Here is a 16,438-nt window from a genome sequence, read left to right on the forward strand (position 1 = left end):
CGAAAACTCCATGCAAAGGTTTGCATGAAAACCACATCAAAATCAATCGGAAATACCGACTGAATCTTCTCTAGAGGACGCCCTTATTACCAGTTCCGGCTTAAACACTTCCATTCTGAATTCTTCCTTGGAATTTTTGTTTTTTATGCGTTGCAATAATATCCTGGCAGACAACATGCCCAAACTGTACACCGGTTGCCAAACGGTAGACAATGCAGGGGAAAAGTATAAAGAATGGGGCTCGTCATCAAAACCGACTATTGAAATGTCACCAGGAATTGCCAGTCCCATTTTTTTGGCCACGTGCATGGCCGAAGCAGCTATATTATCGTTAATGGCAAATATGGCATCTGGGGCATCTTCGAGTTCCAGCAATCTCTTGGTGGGTTTGATACCATCTTTATGGGAAAACCCCTTAACGTGTTGGATGTAGTCTTTTCGCAAGGGCACCTTGTTCTTCTCCAGAGCATCAAGATAGCCTTGGAGCCTATGCTTTGTGGTGCTCAGGTTCAAAGGGCCGCCCAAATGGGCTATTCTTTTGCAGCCTGAACGTATGAGGTATTCCACAGCTTGTAATGCCCCGGAATAATCGTCCACCAAAACCTTGTCGCTTTCCAACCCTGGGCAGTCCCGATCAAAAACCACCACGGGCACATCGTTCTTCTGCAAATTCTTGAAATGGTCAAAACTCTTGGTTCCCGATGAAGGGGATACCAAAATACCATCCACCCGCATCTTGGACAACTTCTTCACCAAGGTGACCTCTTCTTCGTAGGATTCATTGGAAATACAAATCATGATATTGTATTCCGTTGGTCCCACCACATCCTGGATGCCCGTAATAATAGCGGAAAAAAAGTGACTGGTTATTTCGGGCACTATGACCCCTATAGTATTGGATTTTTTTTGAAGGAGCCCCAAGGCCATGGGATTGGGTTGATAATCCAGTTCCTCGGCCAATTTTTTGATGGCTTTCTTGGTATCGTCCCCGATAGCGGGATGATCGTTAAGAGCCCTTGAAACTGTGGAAGGGGCAAGGTTGAGCTTGGCGGCAATATCCTTTAAGGTGACACGTCCCTTTTTCATAGTGGATAGGTATAAATCTTTTCTTCATCTGGTTCTTTTGTACTTTTCAACCCTGAACAGGTACAACTATTAAGGGTTGGAAGTGACCTGTTAACAAAATACAATTATTTTTTCCATTACGCGTCCACAGATTTGGTTACTGCAAATTTAAAATCGTAACGTATTGATTTTCAATGAAAAAATATTACCTATCTAGATGTCTTTCAACCAATCCAAAAGAAACTGGCCCCATTTTGCAAGTCTACCCTTTTGTAGGGCCAGGGCAAATCCATGTCCGCCATACGGGTAAATGTGCATCTCAACCGATATCCTTTTGTCCTTGAGTGCCTTGACCAGCTGAAGGCTGTTTTCCAGCGGGACCACTTCGTCATCGGCACTGTGGAGGATAAATGTGGGAGGCGTGTTTTCCCTTACCTGTAATTCATTGGAATAGTGCTCCACCAAATCGTCGGAAAGCTGCTCCCCCAACAAGTTTTTCTTTGAACCGTTGTGAGTGTAGTCTTCTTTCATTGTCACCACTGGATAGATAAGTGCCATGAAATCCGGTCGGTTCTCATCTTCAAAGTGTGTCCCAAGTGTGGAGGCTAAATGCCCTCCTGCCGAAAAACCCATTATTCCGACCTTGTTGGGGTCAATTTCCCATTCTTCCGCATTTGAGCGGAGCAGTTCCATTCCCCTCTTGGCGTCCAGCAATGGGGTGAGGTGCGGGACCTCATTGGATTCGTCCTCAGGCAGTCTGTATTTTAGAACGGCCGCCGCTATGCCATAGCCATTGAGCCATTTGGCAACATCCGTTCCTTCCTTGTCGTAGGCCAACACACCGTATCCTCCCCCGGGACATATCATGACCATCTTGCCTGTTTTGATGACGCTGGATGGCAAATACACTTCCAAACTAGGCCCTATGACTTTTGAAATCACCCTGGCCTTTGGATTCTTTTGTACTTCTTCGAGATTTGATTCTTTGGCATTCGGGATTTTTCCTTCCCAGAGGGGGATAATGTGGTTTTGGGCCATACACAAATGGAATGACCATAAAAATAGTATTGATACAATATATTTCATTTTCCTAGTTTTTGTCGACCATCAACTGTTTTGCGCATTTAAATTTTACTGTTTCCTATTGCTCTCTGGATGCCCTTTTTCAATCGCAGCCAACGACTTTTTCCAAATCGTTCTTTACTTTCTGTTGTTCCACATAGTTGGTGTACAGGCCTTCATATGGCCTATCGGAAACGGCAAACATGACATCGGTGCAACGGATATTGTCGTACTGACCGTCACCCGATGCGCTTTGCATGTGGAAAATCCGACTGATGTAGCTGTCGTCTTTTGCATCAATGAACGCCCCGATATCATTGCCATAGTTCCCAGGGTTTCTCCAATCGGGCGACACCAATTTGTTGTTTTCCCTGTACCGTCTGAGTTGGAGGAAGTTTTCTTGCAGTATGCCATCAGTTGTGGCAAAGGGCTGAAAGTTGTTGGTGTGCTCACTCTTGGTTATGTTGTTGTTCGGCTGTATATAGAGCACCACTTTTCCGAGCAGCCCCCCTTCCTTCGACCCGTTTTCGTCCATAAAGTACAAGGTCTTGCCATCAACAATCTTGTTTTGATCCACCAGATCCTCATTATGGAACCCGCTGGAACTATGGTACCTCAGCTTGTCCCCAAACTTGTCCTGCATCAAACGAATGATGCTTTGCCATTTGGCATTAGCCATCCATTGTTCGTACTCCTTGAGCTCTGTCATAATGAACAGGGGTTCATGCCCTGGGTTGTCATTGCTCCAATTGGAGATATATGTTATCCAATCTTCCAAGAAAACGGACGATGGATTGTCCACGCTTAAATCTACCTCATCTCCTGGGGCATCATGTCCTAAAACAAGTTCCCCTATCGCTATAGACATCAATTGGACGGATGTATCTTTTTGTAAAAAAAGGTAATATCCATTTTCAGATGGGTACATACCCGCTTCTGCACCGGACAACATATCAGATTCATTGTTGTACTCATTGACCAAATTAGGCTTGCCATTGTCCATGATCAATTGCGAACCCTTTACATCACCATTGGCGCCATAGGAGTTCACAAAGAGTTTTCCATTGGTGATTGAAGCCTGTACCGTGCCAGTGAGCTGGCTTGATGTGCTTGTTTGGTTGCCGTTCGTTGTCCAAGTGTTTCCATTGGTATCGACCGATTCGACCTTGAAATTAGTGACGGTATTTACATTGTGCCTAAACATGTAAAGGTTGTTATCCTGCTCAAAAGGATACAGGGTTTCATTGGAGGGAACGGAATTTTGTTCATAGCGTGTTTCTCCAAGGGCAACATCTCCACCATCAAAAGAGATTTCGATAATCTTATAGGTGGTACTGTCCTTGGCATGCACTGCTGTGTAGGCTGTATTGTTGAACACAAAAGTGGACAGGTTCACATTGGTGTCCCCTATGTTTCCTGAATGCAAGGGAGTCAGTGAAGTGCCATTGAAACTGTAAATGATAAAGTCACCGGCCATTGGTTCGTATCCAAAAATATATAGCCCTTCCTGAAAAGCCAGTATTGAAAATTTCCTGTCGACTTCTTCCAAACCTTCACCTGTATTCTGGTAAACTATTTGTGGATTGCCATTGTCCAGGCTGAATATTTTGATACTGCCCCCGATTTTTGAATAGGAAAGGATATGTGGTTCTCCCATGTGATCGAACACGGTAAATCCATCCACTTGCTCGGCCCAAGTTGTCTGCAAGGCTTTTTGGGTATGGAAGGTGAATAGGTCGAATTCAAAAAACCTGAGCCCCCTTTCCAATTGTGTCCCGATTCCTTCCCTTTTCATCCCTCCAAGATTTCCTGAATAGGAATTGTGGGTCCCTGTAAAGAAAAACTGCCTATATATGGCGGTCGTGGAATCCGTAACAACAGGGTCTGGATCAGGATCCGGATTCTGCCCCTGTTTTGGGGGGTCTGGTTTCACAGCGGGTTCTCCGCTGTCCGATGAGCATCCGTGGGCCACAAAAAAGCCCATCAATGCGATACTGAAGAGAGTTGATCTTGTCATACAACTAATATAAAGTATAAAAAGGGACCTGATCGGGTCCCTTTTCAATTAAAAATAAATCCATATCAATTATCCCTGTTGCAGAACTCATTGTTATCTGTTTTGTCAGCAACAAAATTGGGTTTATTAGCATCTTCCCATTGGGGTGCGTCGGTATCAAAATCGTAATTGCACATTACGTTGCTCACGTCCCAACCCGAAAGGTCTTGGTTGAACACCTTGTTTTCTTTGAACAGGTTCTGCATATTGACCACATTGCTCACGTCCCAACCGGAAATATCCTGGTTAAAGGCGCAATTTTCACCACCGAACATGGTTTCCATGTTGTCCATACTGCTCAAGTCCCAATTATTGATTGAGGGATTGTTAAATCCGCTGTCCTTGAACATGTCCCACATGCTTACTACCTTGCTCATATCCCATGCACTAAGGTCGCCGTTGTAATCGGATTCCCTGAACATCTCACGCATGGTAATCACATTGCCCAATTTGTCGCCCCAACCCGAAAGGTCCTGATCAAAGGCATCGTTCTGCCTAAAGGTGGACTGGAAACTGGTCACATTGGAAACATCCCAATCACCAATGGGCTGGTTGAACGGGCAGTTCCTGAACATGTTTTTCATGGTCGTGGCACTACTCACATCCCATCCGGATATGTCTTGATCGAAAGCGGTATCCCTGAACATGGTCTCAAAAGTGGTCACATTACTTACGTCCCATTGATCTAAAGGCTGGTTGAAATTATTGGCCTTATAGAACATGTCCCACATGCTTGTGACACCGCTCACGTCCCAGTGGTTGATATTACTGTTAAAGGATGTGGCCTCCCTGAACATTTCCCTGAAATTGGTGGTTTCACTTAGGTCAGGGGCATCTTCTGCTGTTATCTGCAGATTGGTGCACTTTCTAAAATAACCGCCGTCATTGCCCAACTTAACTTGTCCCCAGTTGGTGATGTCGATGATGTTTGCCGCACTCTCCTTGGTCATATCAAAGTTGAACCCATTGATTTCTCCCCAAACAGTGACCGTATAGTCACCGGCCTCTGCGTAGGTGTGCGTGGCAGACTCAAGGTCGTAGGTGGCCACTATACTTTCCTGCCCATCGCCCCAGAATACTTTGAAGTTGTAAGTCCCGGTCTCTATAAGTGGAAGGGTTATACTGCCATTGGCATCCACTCTCCAAACGGACACAAATTCATCATCGGACTCAAACGGTTCCAATACTTTTAGATTGATGGTGTATTCCTCTTCCAGCCCAAATCCGGATACCAAAAGGGTGGAAGTCCCAGTAGAAAAACTTTCCCCGGATGCAGGCGAGGTTGTGATTCCATCCTGCAAATGGATGGTGAGCACCATGTCACTGGCATCACAATTTTCCGGAAGGGAAGCTGTAATGCTTCTGGAATAATTGGTAACAGAAACCTCAATATCTTCCTCAATACAAGGGTTTTTGGAGGCTTCTATGATTATGGAGTCGATATAGACGTCCCTGTCGTCAAGGGAAAAGTCTGTACTGTCCACATCACAGGAACTGAGTGCAGCTCCGATAAATGCGATCAATAGGAAAAATTTATAAAATCGTTTCATTGTTTGTGTTTTTATTGATTAATACCCGGGGTTCTGTTCCATATCCGTAATATCAACTTCAGCCTGTGGAATAGGGGCCAACAATCTTATGGGGTCAACGGTGATATCTCTGCCCTCCGTTTGGAAGAAACTGTTCATGGTCTGTATGGCTTTGCCCGTTCGCAGTAGGTCGTACCAGCGGTGGCCTTCACCTGCCAATTCCAACCTTCTTTCGAAGGCAATGGCATTGCGCATGCTTGCTTGGTCGCTTGCAGTGGTGTTGTCCAGACCTGCTCTGTTCCTTACCCTATTGAGATAAATCTCCGCAGTAGAGGTCTTGTTGTTCTCATTGAGGCATTCCGCATATAGTAGCAACACATCCGCATACCTGACCACAAAGTGGTTGTCCCCACCATCTTCCCTGTTGCTGTTGGGTGATGGTGTCCATTTGTTGATATAGTACACATTGTTGGATTCGTTGATCAAGTTTCGACGAAGATCTTCTGCCTCGTATAAATTGTACAGGGAACTTTCCATGGCCATGGCCCCCATGCCCCCTTGGTCATCAGGTTGGGTAAATATGTAATAGAACCGGCTTCCTTCACTCATTCCATCTAAATTGGAGGTGTACTGAATACTGAAGACATCTTCATCGTTGCCTTCATTTTCCACACCAAAAAGGCCATCAATCGGAGCAAGGTCATATTTTTCGGAACCCACGATGATTTCCAATTGTGCCTCTGCTTTGCCAAAGTCCCCTAGTCTCATGTAATGCTTAGCAAGAATGGCACGTGCTGCATATTCATTTGCCCTGCCCACGCTATTGGTTTTTGGCAGAAGTGTTATGGCATCCAACAGGTCTGCCTCGATTTGCGTATAGATTTCAGACACTGGGGTCCGGACATCATCAAACGCATTGGTAGGATCGTCCACCTCCAAAACCAAGGGAACATCCCCATAGATTGTTGTAAGCTGCTCATATAAAAATGCTCTGATGAATTTCATCTCACCAATCCTTATACTTTTCAAGGATTCACTGTCATATAACACATTATCGATTACATCCAACACGGTATTTGCATATAAGATGCCCTCATAGGCATTCTCCCATATACTCCCAACAAAACCAGTGGTGCTGATCCATGAAAAATCTTCCAAAGGTCTCGCACCTCCATTGGAGTTTGGAGCTTGGATATATGCATTGTCAGAAGGAATCTCTCCCCACAGTATCATGTAATAATCATAGAGTGCCTGTAACTCATTATATGTAGCGGTCACTGTCGATTCAACATTTTCCTGTGTGGTGTAATAGTTGTCGGCCAAGATGCCTGTTTCTGGAAATTGGTCCAGTTCGTCTTCACATGCAAAGCATGAAAGCATTGCCAAAGTGTAAATATATATTCGTTTCATAACCATAATTCTTTTTATTGGAATGTTAGATTGATGCCCGCAGAAATGAGTCTGGGAACTGCCGTTGTGCCAAAAATATGTCCTCTGTTCAGTGGGTTGCCCGTGTTGCCTCCATCAGGGTTCATTCCCCTGAACTTGGTCCAAGTGTGCAGGTTATTGGCAGAGACATATACGCGTAGGTTCTTTAAGTGCAACTGTTCCAACACGTCGGAAGGTATGTTATACCCCAACTGTACGCTTCTCAATCTCAGGTAATCCGCATCAAGTACGTTGTAATTGGTGGGGTTTCTACTGGCAGACCTTGTAGCGGTGTTGCCATAAGCATCGGGAGGGGCTAAAAAACCATCCGGATTATGTACAGGGTCCCAATAATTGTTAAAATAGTGGTAGTTGGTATTGGTAAACGCCTCCCCATACTCCAAATATCTGGAAGTCATCTCATCAAAGGCCATTCTTCCCACGGTTCCATTGAAGTTCAAGCTCATGTCAAACCCTTTATAGGCGAGGTTTATTCCAAAACCATAGGTTACTTCGGGGTTGTAGTCGCCCAAAAGCACCCTATCATTGGCATCAATAGTATCGTTTCCATCCGTGTCTTGGAATATGTAGTCACCCACTTCTGCAGATAGGGTAGTATTCTTTCTATTGTTATATTCAGCTACTTCTTCCTCGGATTTCAAAATCCCGATGATCTTATAGCCATAAAGGTTCGCCAAGGACTCCCCTACCCGGGTAATGAATCTTTGATTTCCTCCTTCGAACAACTCATCGGCACCTCCAAGGGAAAGAATCTCATTATTGTTGGTTGCCAAATTGGCATCAAAGCCAAAGCTTAGATCCCCCAAGTTGAAATTAGATCCGCTGAGTTGGAATTCCCAGCCCTTGTTTCTCATTTCCCCAATGTTCTGAAGAGAATTGTTGAAACCAGTATGTTTGGGTACCGGCCTGTCCAACAAAAGATCGGTAATGTCTGCTACGTAGTAATCGACCCCTAGCCTGATTTTGTTGAAAAAACTCAAATCCACACCAAAGTTGTTGGAAGTATTAGTCTCCCAAGTAAGGGCATAGGATGGGGCACTGGACGGGGCGGCACCGGGATGGAGCGTACCATCATAGGGATAGTCCCTTCCTGTGCCAATGGAGGCATACTGTGCATAGTTGCCAATCTGATTATTCCCTGTTTGCCCCCAACTATATCTCAATTTTGCAAACGTGAGTATATCATTTTCCGGAAAAAAGGATTCATTGCTCAACACCCAACCTGCGGAGAACGAACCAAAGGTTCCATACCTATTGTCCCTTCCGAATCTGGAGGAACCATCGGTACGTATGGATCCCGATAGGAAATAGGTATCCTTGTAATCATACATAATCCTACCAAAATAGGAGAGCTGTGTCCATCGGCTTCGTGATGCCCCGGCCGTCTGCACAGTAGAGCCATCTATATTTTCAATGATATCGTTTGGAAAATCGAACCCGTCAACGGACAGTCCAGATGAAGAGCTTTTCTGAAAACTTTGTCCTGCCAATGCATTGAACGAATGCTGGCCAATATCGAAGGTATAGTTGGCCGTGTTCTCTATAAGAACATCCCCCTGATCGCTTCTGCTTTCCGACCCCTGCTGAGGATTTCTTTCACTGATCAATTCACGGTATGCACCGGTGAGCATTGGCGCATACTGGTCGGTAAACTTGTAGTCTAACAGATAACCCAATGAGGTCTTTAGTTCCAGATTGTCTATAGGCTCATAGGAAAGATAGGCATTTCCGAAAGTCCTGAACTCTCTTCTATCATACTTGGACAATTCTGCCATGGCCACAGGGTTTTCTTGCAAGTTTGCATTATAGGGCCTGTTTGCACGAATCTGTGCCTCAATATTGTACCCGGTCGGGTGCGAATCGTCATAAGCAGAGAAAAATGGGTACATATATACCATGGCTCTGCCTGCTGGATCTATAGGGAACCTATATTGGTTACTTCCATTGGTAAGTCCTCTTTCGGAATAGTAACCGTTCATGTTTGCCCCGAACTTCAAGCGTTCACTCAATTTGGTGTTGAACTTGATGTTAGTGGTATAACGTTTTTGGTCTGCAGTAATCACTATACCTTCCTCATCGGTGTACCCCAATGATACTGAATAGTTGGTGGCATCGTTCGAACCGGATACATTTATATGGTGGTTCTGTACTATCCCTGCCCTGTACACAGCATCTTCCCAGTTAAAATCCATTAGACCCTGTTCGTTATTCAGGTACGGAAGGGTATAATCCAATAAAAGTTCCCGCACGTTTGCTCCATTAGCAATACGCTGTGACTCTGTGTCATTAACACTAACATTGTTATGGTTTTTCAGATATGCGTTGTTTCGTCCGTCCCTAAAGAAAATGGCCGCATCATAAGCGTTCAAAAGGTCGTATGTCCCGGTACGTTCTTGTATCCCGGCCACGGAATTAATCTGAACTGTCGTTTTTTTGCTCCGTCCCTCTTTCGTGGTAATCATGATAAGCCCGTTGGCCGCCCGAGATCCATAAATGGCCGAGGAAGCCGCATCTTTTATCACATCAATGGATGCAATGTCATTGGGATTGATGACATTGAGGGAGCTTCCTTCTGCCAACGGAAAGCCATCGACCACCACGAGTGGGTTTGCGCTTCTAGTGATGGAGCCCGCCCCCCGTATGGTTATAGTATTACCATCCCCAGGGTTTCTTGCGTTGGTCAAAATATCGACCCCCGGTAGTTTTCCAACTATGGCCTGGTCGAAGTTGGCGTTGGAATACTCCTGGATACTTTCTGCATCTATACTGACCACCGAGCCAGTGATTTTTTCCTTGGAGCTTGTCCCATAGCCAATGACCACCACATCATCAAGAACATTGCTGGCCTCTTTCAAAACAAAATCCAGGGTGAATACTGATGGGCCAACAGTCTTTTCCATTGTTTCAAAACCCATATAAGAAGCCACCAAAACAGGTGTATCGGAACTGGTTTCAATGGAATATTCCCCATTAAAGTCGGAAATAGCCCCATTGGTTGTTCCCTTCTCCACAACACTGGCCCCTGGAAGAGGATACCCATCACTATCGATAACAGTACCATTTATTTTCTTTTGGGCCCACGAAACCGTTGTAAGGCCAATTAGAAAAATTGTTACCAAAAATTTAAATTTCTTCATATTAGGTTGATTATAATTGTTAATTCGACAACCAAATAACAATAAAAAAACGATTTCGGTAATACGCCTACATCAAAACTTTATGCAAAGGTTTGCATTGGTTAACCTTTAATTTGCAAGCATTTAACCGCTTATTTATGCCCTATTTGAAAACATTTTATAAAGGGTGATAACAGTCTCTGCAAGGAGTGTGAAGGCACTCCCTCCCAATTCTTTGATTCTTAGGGGCTGCAACACCTTTTTATGTGCAAACCTTTGCACAATATTTTTTTAAAGAATGTATTATTTGTCGTTGTTTTGAATTGTCCAATTTTCCCAACTGGGTCTTTGGATGAATCTATCCTTTATAAATGATTTCTATGCACCTTACATTACACAAGTACAAGATTTCCTTGCTCCATTTGGTCATTATCTTTGGTGTCTTCCAATTCCAGTCCAACGTCCATGGCCAGAGCATCCATTCACACAATGATTATGAACAGGCTGTTCCTTTTTGGGATGCTTTTTCTGGTGGTCTCCAATCTTTTGAAGTGGATATATTTCTAAAAAACGGAGTATTATACGCCACTCATGAGGAATCCGAAATAATTGAGAACAGGAACATTGAAAATCTTTATCTCCAACCTATACAAAAGGCCTTGGCTCTAAAACTTGGGAATCAAAAAGCCATCCAAGTGCTCATCGATATCAAATCCGAATCGGAACCGACTCTGCAAGAATTGGTCAATGTGTTGGAAAAATACCCGGATATCATAGGGAACAACAATATCACCTTGGTCATTTCCGGAAATCGTCCGCCCACTGAAACCTACCCAAACTATCCCCCATATATCAAGTTTGATTATCAAAGCTTGGAAAACTTCAACAACGAGAAACTTTGGGACAAAGTGGCTTTAATCAGTCTCAACTTCAAGAAGATTTCTTCTTGGAACGGGTTGGGAAGACTAACCTCAGATGACCTTGACAAAGTAAAGACCACTATCGATAAGGCACACAGCTATGGAAAACCTTTTAGGTTTTGGGCCACTCCCGATACCAAAACGGCTTGGCGGGCACTTGCTGATCTTGGAGTGGATTTCATCAACACGGATATGCCCTTCGTTTGCATCGATTTTGTCAATTCCTTGGAAAAAAGGAGATACAGGAACAAGATTTTCTCTGAAGTTTATACTCCCCGATATACCGTAGATCAAAAGGAGAAACCGGTGAAAAACATCATATTGTTCATCGGCGATGGAAATGGGCTGAGCCATATCTCTTCGGCAGCCTTGGCCAATGGGGGGGCATTGACCCTGACACAATTGAAGAGCATCGGTTTCCTGAAAACTGCCTCAGCGGATGATTTCACCACCGACTCGGCTGCTGCAGGCACTGCTTTGGCAACCGGAAGCAAGACATACAATCGTTCCATTGGCCTCGATACCTTGAGGGAGCCTCTACTAAATATTCCCGAAAAACTGGCCACATTGGGCTTTATTTCTGGTTGTGTTACCACGGACAAATTGACCGGGGCCACGCCGGCTTCCTTTTACTCGCATCAGGAAGATCGGTCACAAGTGACCGCCATTGCAGCAGATTTATCCAAAAGCAAGCTTTCTCTATTTGTAGGGGGTGGCAAAACCGATTTTGAAAACAGGGAAAACCTAATGGGCTTTACCCTAGTGGATCACATTGATGATATTAATGACTCTGGCCATGAGAAGATCGGCCACTTTTTTTCCAATGGCGATGTGCCGAGTGTTCTGGATGGAAGGGGAGATGCATTGGCTAGGGCGACCAAAGGCAGCATCGATTTCCTAAAGGCAAAGAACAAACCCTTTTTCCTGATGGTGGAGGGTGCAAAAATAGACAAGTATGCACATAAAAAAAACGTGGCGGGCATTGTAAGTGAGGGGATAGATTTTGACAGGGCCATTACGGAGGCCATAAAATTTGCCGATGTTTCGAAAAATACACTTGTCATCATTACCGCTGACCATGAAACCTCTGGTTTTGCCATTCCACAGGGTAATCTCAAAAGCAAGGCCATTGAAGGGGATTTCACCACTTTTGACCACACTGCAGCCATGGTGCCTCTTTTTGCCTATGGCCCACACTCCCAAGAGTTTCAGGGTGTGTATGAAAACAGTGAAGTCTTCGATAAAATAATGAACATCTTGAGCATATACCGTGAATGAATTATTAACAATTAGTTTAGTTAGCTTTTAGATGCTGATGTTGAGAGAGCTTGGGAACAAAACCGTTCCCAAGTTTTTTCCAATTAAAACCTGTCACCACTAGCTAATAGATTAAGTTACTTTTCCATGGTCCCTTTCTACTACCCTCCGCTTTGGTATTCGCTATCTTAGAAGTGAAATATTCTGCTTAATTCAACAAATCTTGCCCTTTAAAGTTGTCATTAACAACATACTATCGGGCCTCATCCCGGTAAGTTCCCATTTCTTTCTAACTTTCGAGCTTAATTTTGATTTATGAAAATTCTATTGATTGAGGACGAACCACAAATGGTCAATACTATTAAAGATTCCTTGGAAAAAGAGGGTTATTTAGTTGAATTTGCCATGGATTTCCATAGTGCCATTGAAAGAGTTTTCGTTTATGAGTATGATTGCATCCTATTGGACATTATGTTACCCAATGGAAGCGGGTTGGATATTCTCAAGAAATTGAAAAAAGAGAATAAAAGTGAAAATGTCATCATTATTTCGGCCAGAGATTCATTGGATGACAAACTCGAAGGATTAGAGCTCGGTGCGGACGATTACCTTACCAAACCTTTCTATTTAGCCGAACTCAATGCTCGTGTAAAAGCAGTGCTGCGAAGAAAAGAACTAAATGGAAAGAACTCCATAGAGATGGCTAATGTTGTCCTAGAAATGAATAACCACGAACTGTTGGTAAATGGAAACAACATCCCTCTGAACCGTAAAGAATTTGGTGTTCTCAATTACTTTTTACTTAACAAAAACCGTTTGGTCAGCAAGGAAGCATTGGCAGAATATGTCTGGGGAGATCATTCTGACAATTCGGATAACTTTGATTTCGTGTATTACCAAATAAAAAATCTTCGAAAAAAGTTGAATGATTCTGGGGCGGGCATCCGATTAGAATCAATCTATGGTGTTGGATACAAGCTTATCGAGGTATGAAGCTCCAAAACCAATCCTTAAAATATCTTTCAATCTCCATTCTGGGCATTGTCATTCTTTGGGGCATAATTTTCTACATAAACACACTTAATGAAATCAAAGGCAGTATTGATGAAGGCCTAGAGAATTACAAACGGCTAATCATTCAAAATGCTAAAAAAGATTCCAGTATTTTGGATAAAAGTTATTTTGATGAGAGTTTTTTTTCCATTCAAAGGATGACCGCACCAAAAGCACTTGCCCAAAAAGACCAATACATTGATACCGAAATCTATATGCAGGATGCCGATGATGAGGAGCCCGAACCAGAGCCTGTGCGCATGCTCATAACCGCATTTGAAATCAATGGAAAATACTATCAACTGAAAGTAGCCAATTCCATGGTAGAGGAAGATGACCTAATCAATGAATTGATGAAAGGCGTCATTTTGCTCTATTCCATATTAATCACATCCATTATAGCCATTAATTTGATTGTTCTAAAAAAACTATGGCAACCTTTTTACAAACTTTTGGACCAATTAAAAGGATTCCGTCTTGGCTATCATCAAGAGTTGCCCGAGATTAATACAAAGACCAAGGAGTTTGCCGATTTAAAAAAAGTAATGGACAATTTGTTGAAGCATACCATCAAGACCTATGAGCAACAAAATCAATTTATTGGAAATGCTTCACATGAATTGCAGACTCCATTAGCCATAGTCTCTAATAACTTGGAACTAGTGCTGGAAAACAAGACCTTGGAGAATTCAGATGCCAAGAAGATAACTGAAACCTATCAAATAGCACAACGCTTAATCCGTCTCAACAAGTCCCTATTATTATTGGCCAAGATTGAGAACAATCAATTTATGGGCAGCCACAATGTTTCCATCAATACAATTGTTGCACAAACTATAGATGACTTAAAAGAAATTATAGAATTCAAAAATATTAAAATAACCATAAGGAATACTGCGGAACTTTCCGTTATGATGGACAAATCGCTTGCAAACATCTTGATTTCCAATTTAATCAGAAATGCTGTTCTACATAATGTGAAAAACGGAAAAATTGATATTGCCATAATGGATGAAACATTGAAAATATCGAACTACAGTATGAGTCAAAAACTGAACGATACAAACATTTTCAGGCGTTTTTATAAAGCTACGGGTAAACCTAACAGCACAGGGCTCGGATTATCAATGGTAAAAGCTATCACGGAACTATATGGGTTTTCAATTTCCTACACCCACGAAAATGACCTTCACTGTTTCGAACTTACTTTCAAATAGTTTTCAATTCCCAAGTCTTTCCAAATTTGGGCTTTTCCTTTGTAGTATAAACCTTAATATTTACTACTAATGAAAAAGCAAATCGTACTCATTGTGGTGGCTTGCTCACTTAATTTTTCCAATGCACAGGACATTCCGCAAAGCCAAGTTCCATCTGTAATCGTAAACCAATTCAGCGTAGAATTCGAAAAAGCGACGGACATTGAATGGGAAATGGACGGCACTCTCTACAGTGTTGAGTTTGAAACAGGTTGGTACCTGAACCACACGGTATGGTATAACGAAGAAGGAAATATTGTAAAGCATATAGAGGATATTCAAATAAGTAAATTGCCCAAAGCCGTTAAACAAAAAATCAAATCGGACTTTAGCAACTATATCATTGATGATTTTGAACGTATCACGGAAAATGAAAAAATAGTGTACCGCTTGGAACTTAACTCCCTGATACACCAAGACTGGAATGTGGTTGTGGACAGCAAGGGAAAGATACTTAGTAAAACAGTAGATTAGTATGTCTAAGAGTTTTTTTTCCGTACTATTTGGAATAATATGCTATTCCACCTGTCTTGCCCAAATCTCCCCTCCCGGACTGGGTGATATCAATACTGCTAGTTGGTTTGCTATTGGATTAAAACAAAAGTTGTCAGAAAAAGAGGGGGTGACTTCAACTACTTATTTGGGTTTGGGAAGTAGTAGTAACCCAAACAACTTTAATCCATTCGAAAGAAATGTCATTTACGTTGTAAACCAAGAAATCAAGCATCGTTTCAGCACACAATGGCAATATTCAGGAGCACTGAGTTATCGTTGGCAGAACAATTATATCGATGAGCGACCTTATTTGTTGGATAATCCCAATGCCCGTCAAGAGTTTCGTATTTATGGCAGGTTTTCATATTTGAACAATGCATTTTCTTTAACCTATCGGCCAGAACTACGCTATTTCTTTGACCCGGATTTTAGTCCTGCTAAGGAAACCGTCCAGTTTCGTTCACGCATTAGAACAAAAATAGAGGTTAACCTTAATTCATCAAAATCACAAAAACTTACCACAACCATGGAAGCTCTTTTTTCGGTGGGTAGAACAAATAATTGGGGCGTCTTGAAATATAAAGAAGCTCGATTCTGTATCTATTATTCCATAAGTCCAATTAACAGGACAACATTCAATATTGGATACATGAACAACATTCTAGGTAAGTCCTTTTCAAAAACCGCTCATTATTTTGGCCTTGATATCATAGTTCACAATTTATTCTAAAATACAAGGCTGTTAATGGACTTGAATGAAAATATTGCCCATTACGAATATGACACAGAAGCAAAAAATTAAACTAAAGAAATAAGCCAAAGCAAGTTCGAACCATCCCAGCCTCCTTGGTCAATTGGTCCTTGACCTCCTGATTGGATGCTTTCTGTCTTGCTACCGTTTTTTTTGGTTCCGCTTTGTTTTGTTTTTGTTTCCATGATAAATGAATTTTTAGTTAAACAATATTTGAGCATGGAACAAGTGGTAGACAAAATTTTGGAGCGGCAGGGAAACGGAAATAGGACCATAGGAACGAGGGTGTAAATTAAACTCTGTCTGAAATAGATTTAAACATTAATTTTATTCAGACAGAACCATGAGAACAGAGGAACAGACAGAATTTGAAAAGAAGGTGCTTGACCAGTTCATGTCGGGCAAGAACCTTTTCGGCAAGGGCGGCGC

Annotated in this window: 12 protein-coding genes; 5 read left to right on the forward strand and 7 right to left on the reverse strand. The window is 42.6% G+C overall.

Translation table 11 applies throughout. The annotated features are described in order from the left end of the window. Nucleotides 1-42: 42 nt before the first annotated feature. The 6 genes from GO009_RS09865 to GO009_RS09890 form a co-directional block, all read right to left on the reverse strand. Entirely contained in the window at nucleotides 43-1,086 is a 1,044-nt protein-coding gene (locus tag GO009_RS09865; protein WP_163626042.1) for a LacI family DNA-binding transcriptional regulator, read from the reverse strand. Nucleotides 1,087-1,278: 192 nt separating this feature from the next. After that, the gene (locus GO009_RS09870; RefSeq protein ID WP_163626043.1) at nucleotides 1,279-2,151 is read right to left on the reverse strand and encodes an alpha/beta hydrolase; all 873 of its coding nucleotides are present in this window, start codon (nucleotides 2,149-2,151) and stop codon (nucleotides 1,279-1,281) included. Between the two features lie 79 nt (nucleotides 2,152-2,230). After that, nucleotides 2,231-4,144 carry a hypothetical protein gene (locus GO009_RS09875; protein WP_163626044.1) on the reverse strand — a complete coding sequence of 638 codons (1,914 nt, stop codon included), beginning with the start codon at nucleotides 4,142-4,144 and terminating at the stop codon, nucleotides 2,231-2,233. A gap of 65 nt (nucleotides 4,145-4,209) precedes the next feature. Continuing rightward, nucleotides 4,210-5,733 carry a BspA family leucine-rich repeat surface protein gene (locus GO009_RS09880; RefSeq protein WP_163626045.1) on the reverse strand — a complete coding sequence of 508 codons (1,524 nt, stop codon included), beginning with the start codon at nucleotides 5,731-5,733 and terminating at the stop codon, nucleotides 4,210-4,212. 18 nt (nucleotides 5,734-5,751) lie between these two features. Beyond that, nucleotides 5,752-7,122, reverse strand: a complete 1,371-nt coding sequence (locus GO009_RS09885) for a RagB/SusD family nutrient uptake outer membrane protein (RefSeq protein WP_163626046.1) — start codon at nucleotides 7,120-7,122, stop codon at nucleotides 5,752-5,754. A gap of 14 nt (nucleotides 7,123-7,136) precedes the next feature. Beyond that, on the reverse strand, nucleotides 7,137-10,298 hold the full coding sequence (locus GO009_RS09890; RefSeq protein WP_163626047.1) for a TonB-dependent receptor: 3,162 nt from the start codon (nucleotides 10,296-10,298) through the stop codon (nucleotides 7,137-7,139). A gap of 359 nt (nucleotides 10,299-10,657) precedes the next feature. On the opposite strand from GO009_RS09890, the gene GO009_RS09895 reads away from it, so the two are divergent. From GO009_RS09895 to GO009_RS09915, 5 genes are all read left to right on the forward strand, one after another. Further along, nucleotides 10,658-12,475: an alkaline phosphatase gene (locus GO009_RS09895; RefSeq protein WP_203532428.1), complete on the forward strand. Its 1,818-nt coding sequence runs from the start codon at nucleotides 10,658-10,660 to the stop codon at nucleotides 12,473-12,475. Nucleotides 12,476-12,769: 294 nt separating this feature from the next. Beyond that, nucleotides 12,770-13,447 (forward strand): response regulator transcription factor, encoded by a 678-nt coding sequence (locus GO009_RS09900; RefSeq protein WP_163626049.1) that lies wholly within the window; start codon nucleotides 12,770-12,772, stop codon nucleotides 13,445-13,447. Further along, nucleotides 13,444-14,724: a cell wall metabolism sensor histidine kinase WalK gene (locus GO009_RS09905; RefSeq protein WP_163626050.1), complete on the forward strand. Its 1,281-nt coding sequence runs from the start codon at nucleotides 13,444-13,446 to the stop codon at nucleotides 14,722-14,724. The genes GO009_RS09900 and GO009_RS09905 overlap by 4 nt, the downstream gene beginning before the upstream one ends. A gap of 69 nt (nucleotides 14,725-14,793) precedes the next feature. Then, complete coding sequence (locus GO009_RS09910; protein WP_163626051.1) at nucleotides 14,794-15,237, forward strand: PepSY-like domain-containing protein; 444 nt, start codon at nucleotides 14,794-14,796, stop codon at nucleotides 15,235-15,237. A 1-nt stretch (nucleotide 15,238) separates the two neighbouring features. Beyond that, entirely contained in the window at nucleotides 15,239-15,988 is a 750-nt protein-coding gene (locus tag GO009_RS09915) for a DUF2490 domain-containing protein (protein ID WP_163626052.1), read from the forward strand. Nucleotides 15,989-16,056: 68 nt separating this feature from the next. On the opposite strand, the gene GO009_RS09920 is transcribed toward GO009_RS09915, so the two are convergent. Next, entirely contained in the window at nucleotides 16,057-16,194 is a 138-nt protein-coding gene (locus GO009_RS09920; protein WP_163626053.1) for a hypothetical protein, read from the reverse strand. Nucleotides 16,195-16,438: the final 244 nt, after the last annotated feature.

Source organism: Allomuricauda sp. TY007, from assembly GCF_010468565.1.
GTDB lineage: Bacteria > Bacteroidota > Bacteroidia > Flavobacteriales > Flavobacteriaceae > Flagellimonas.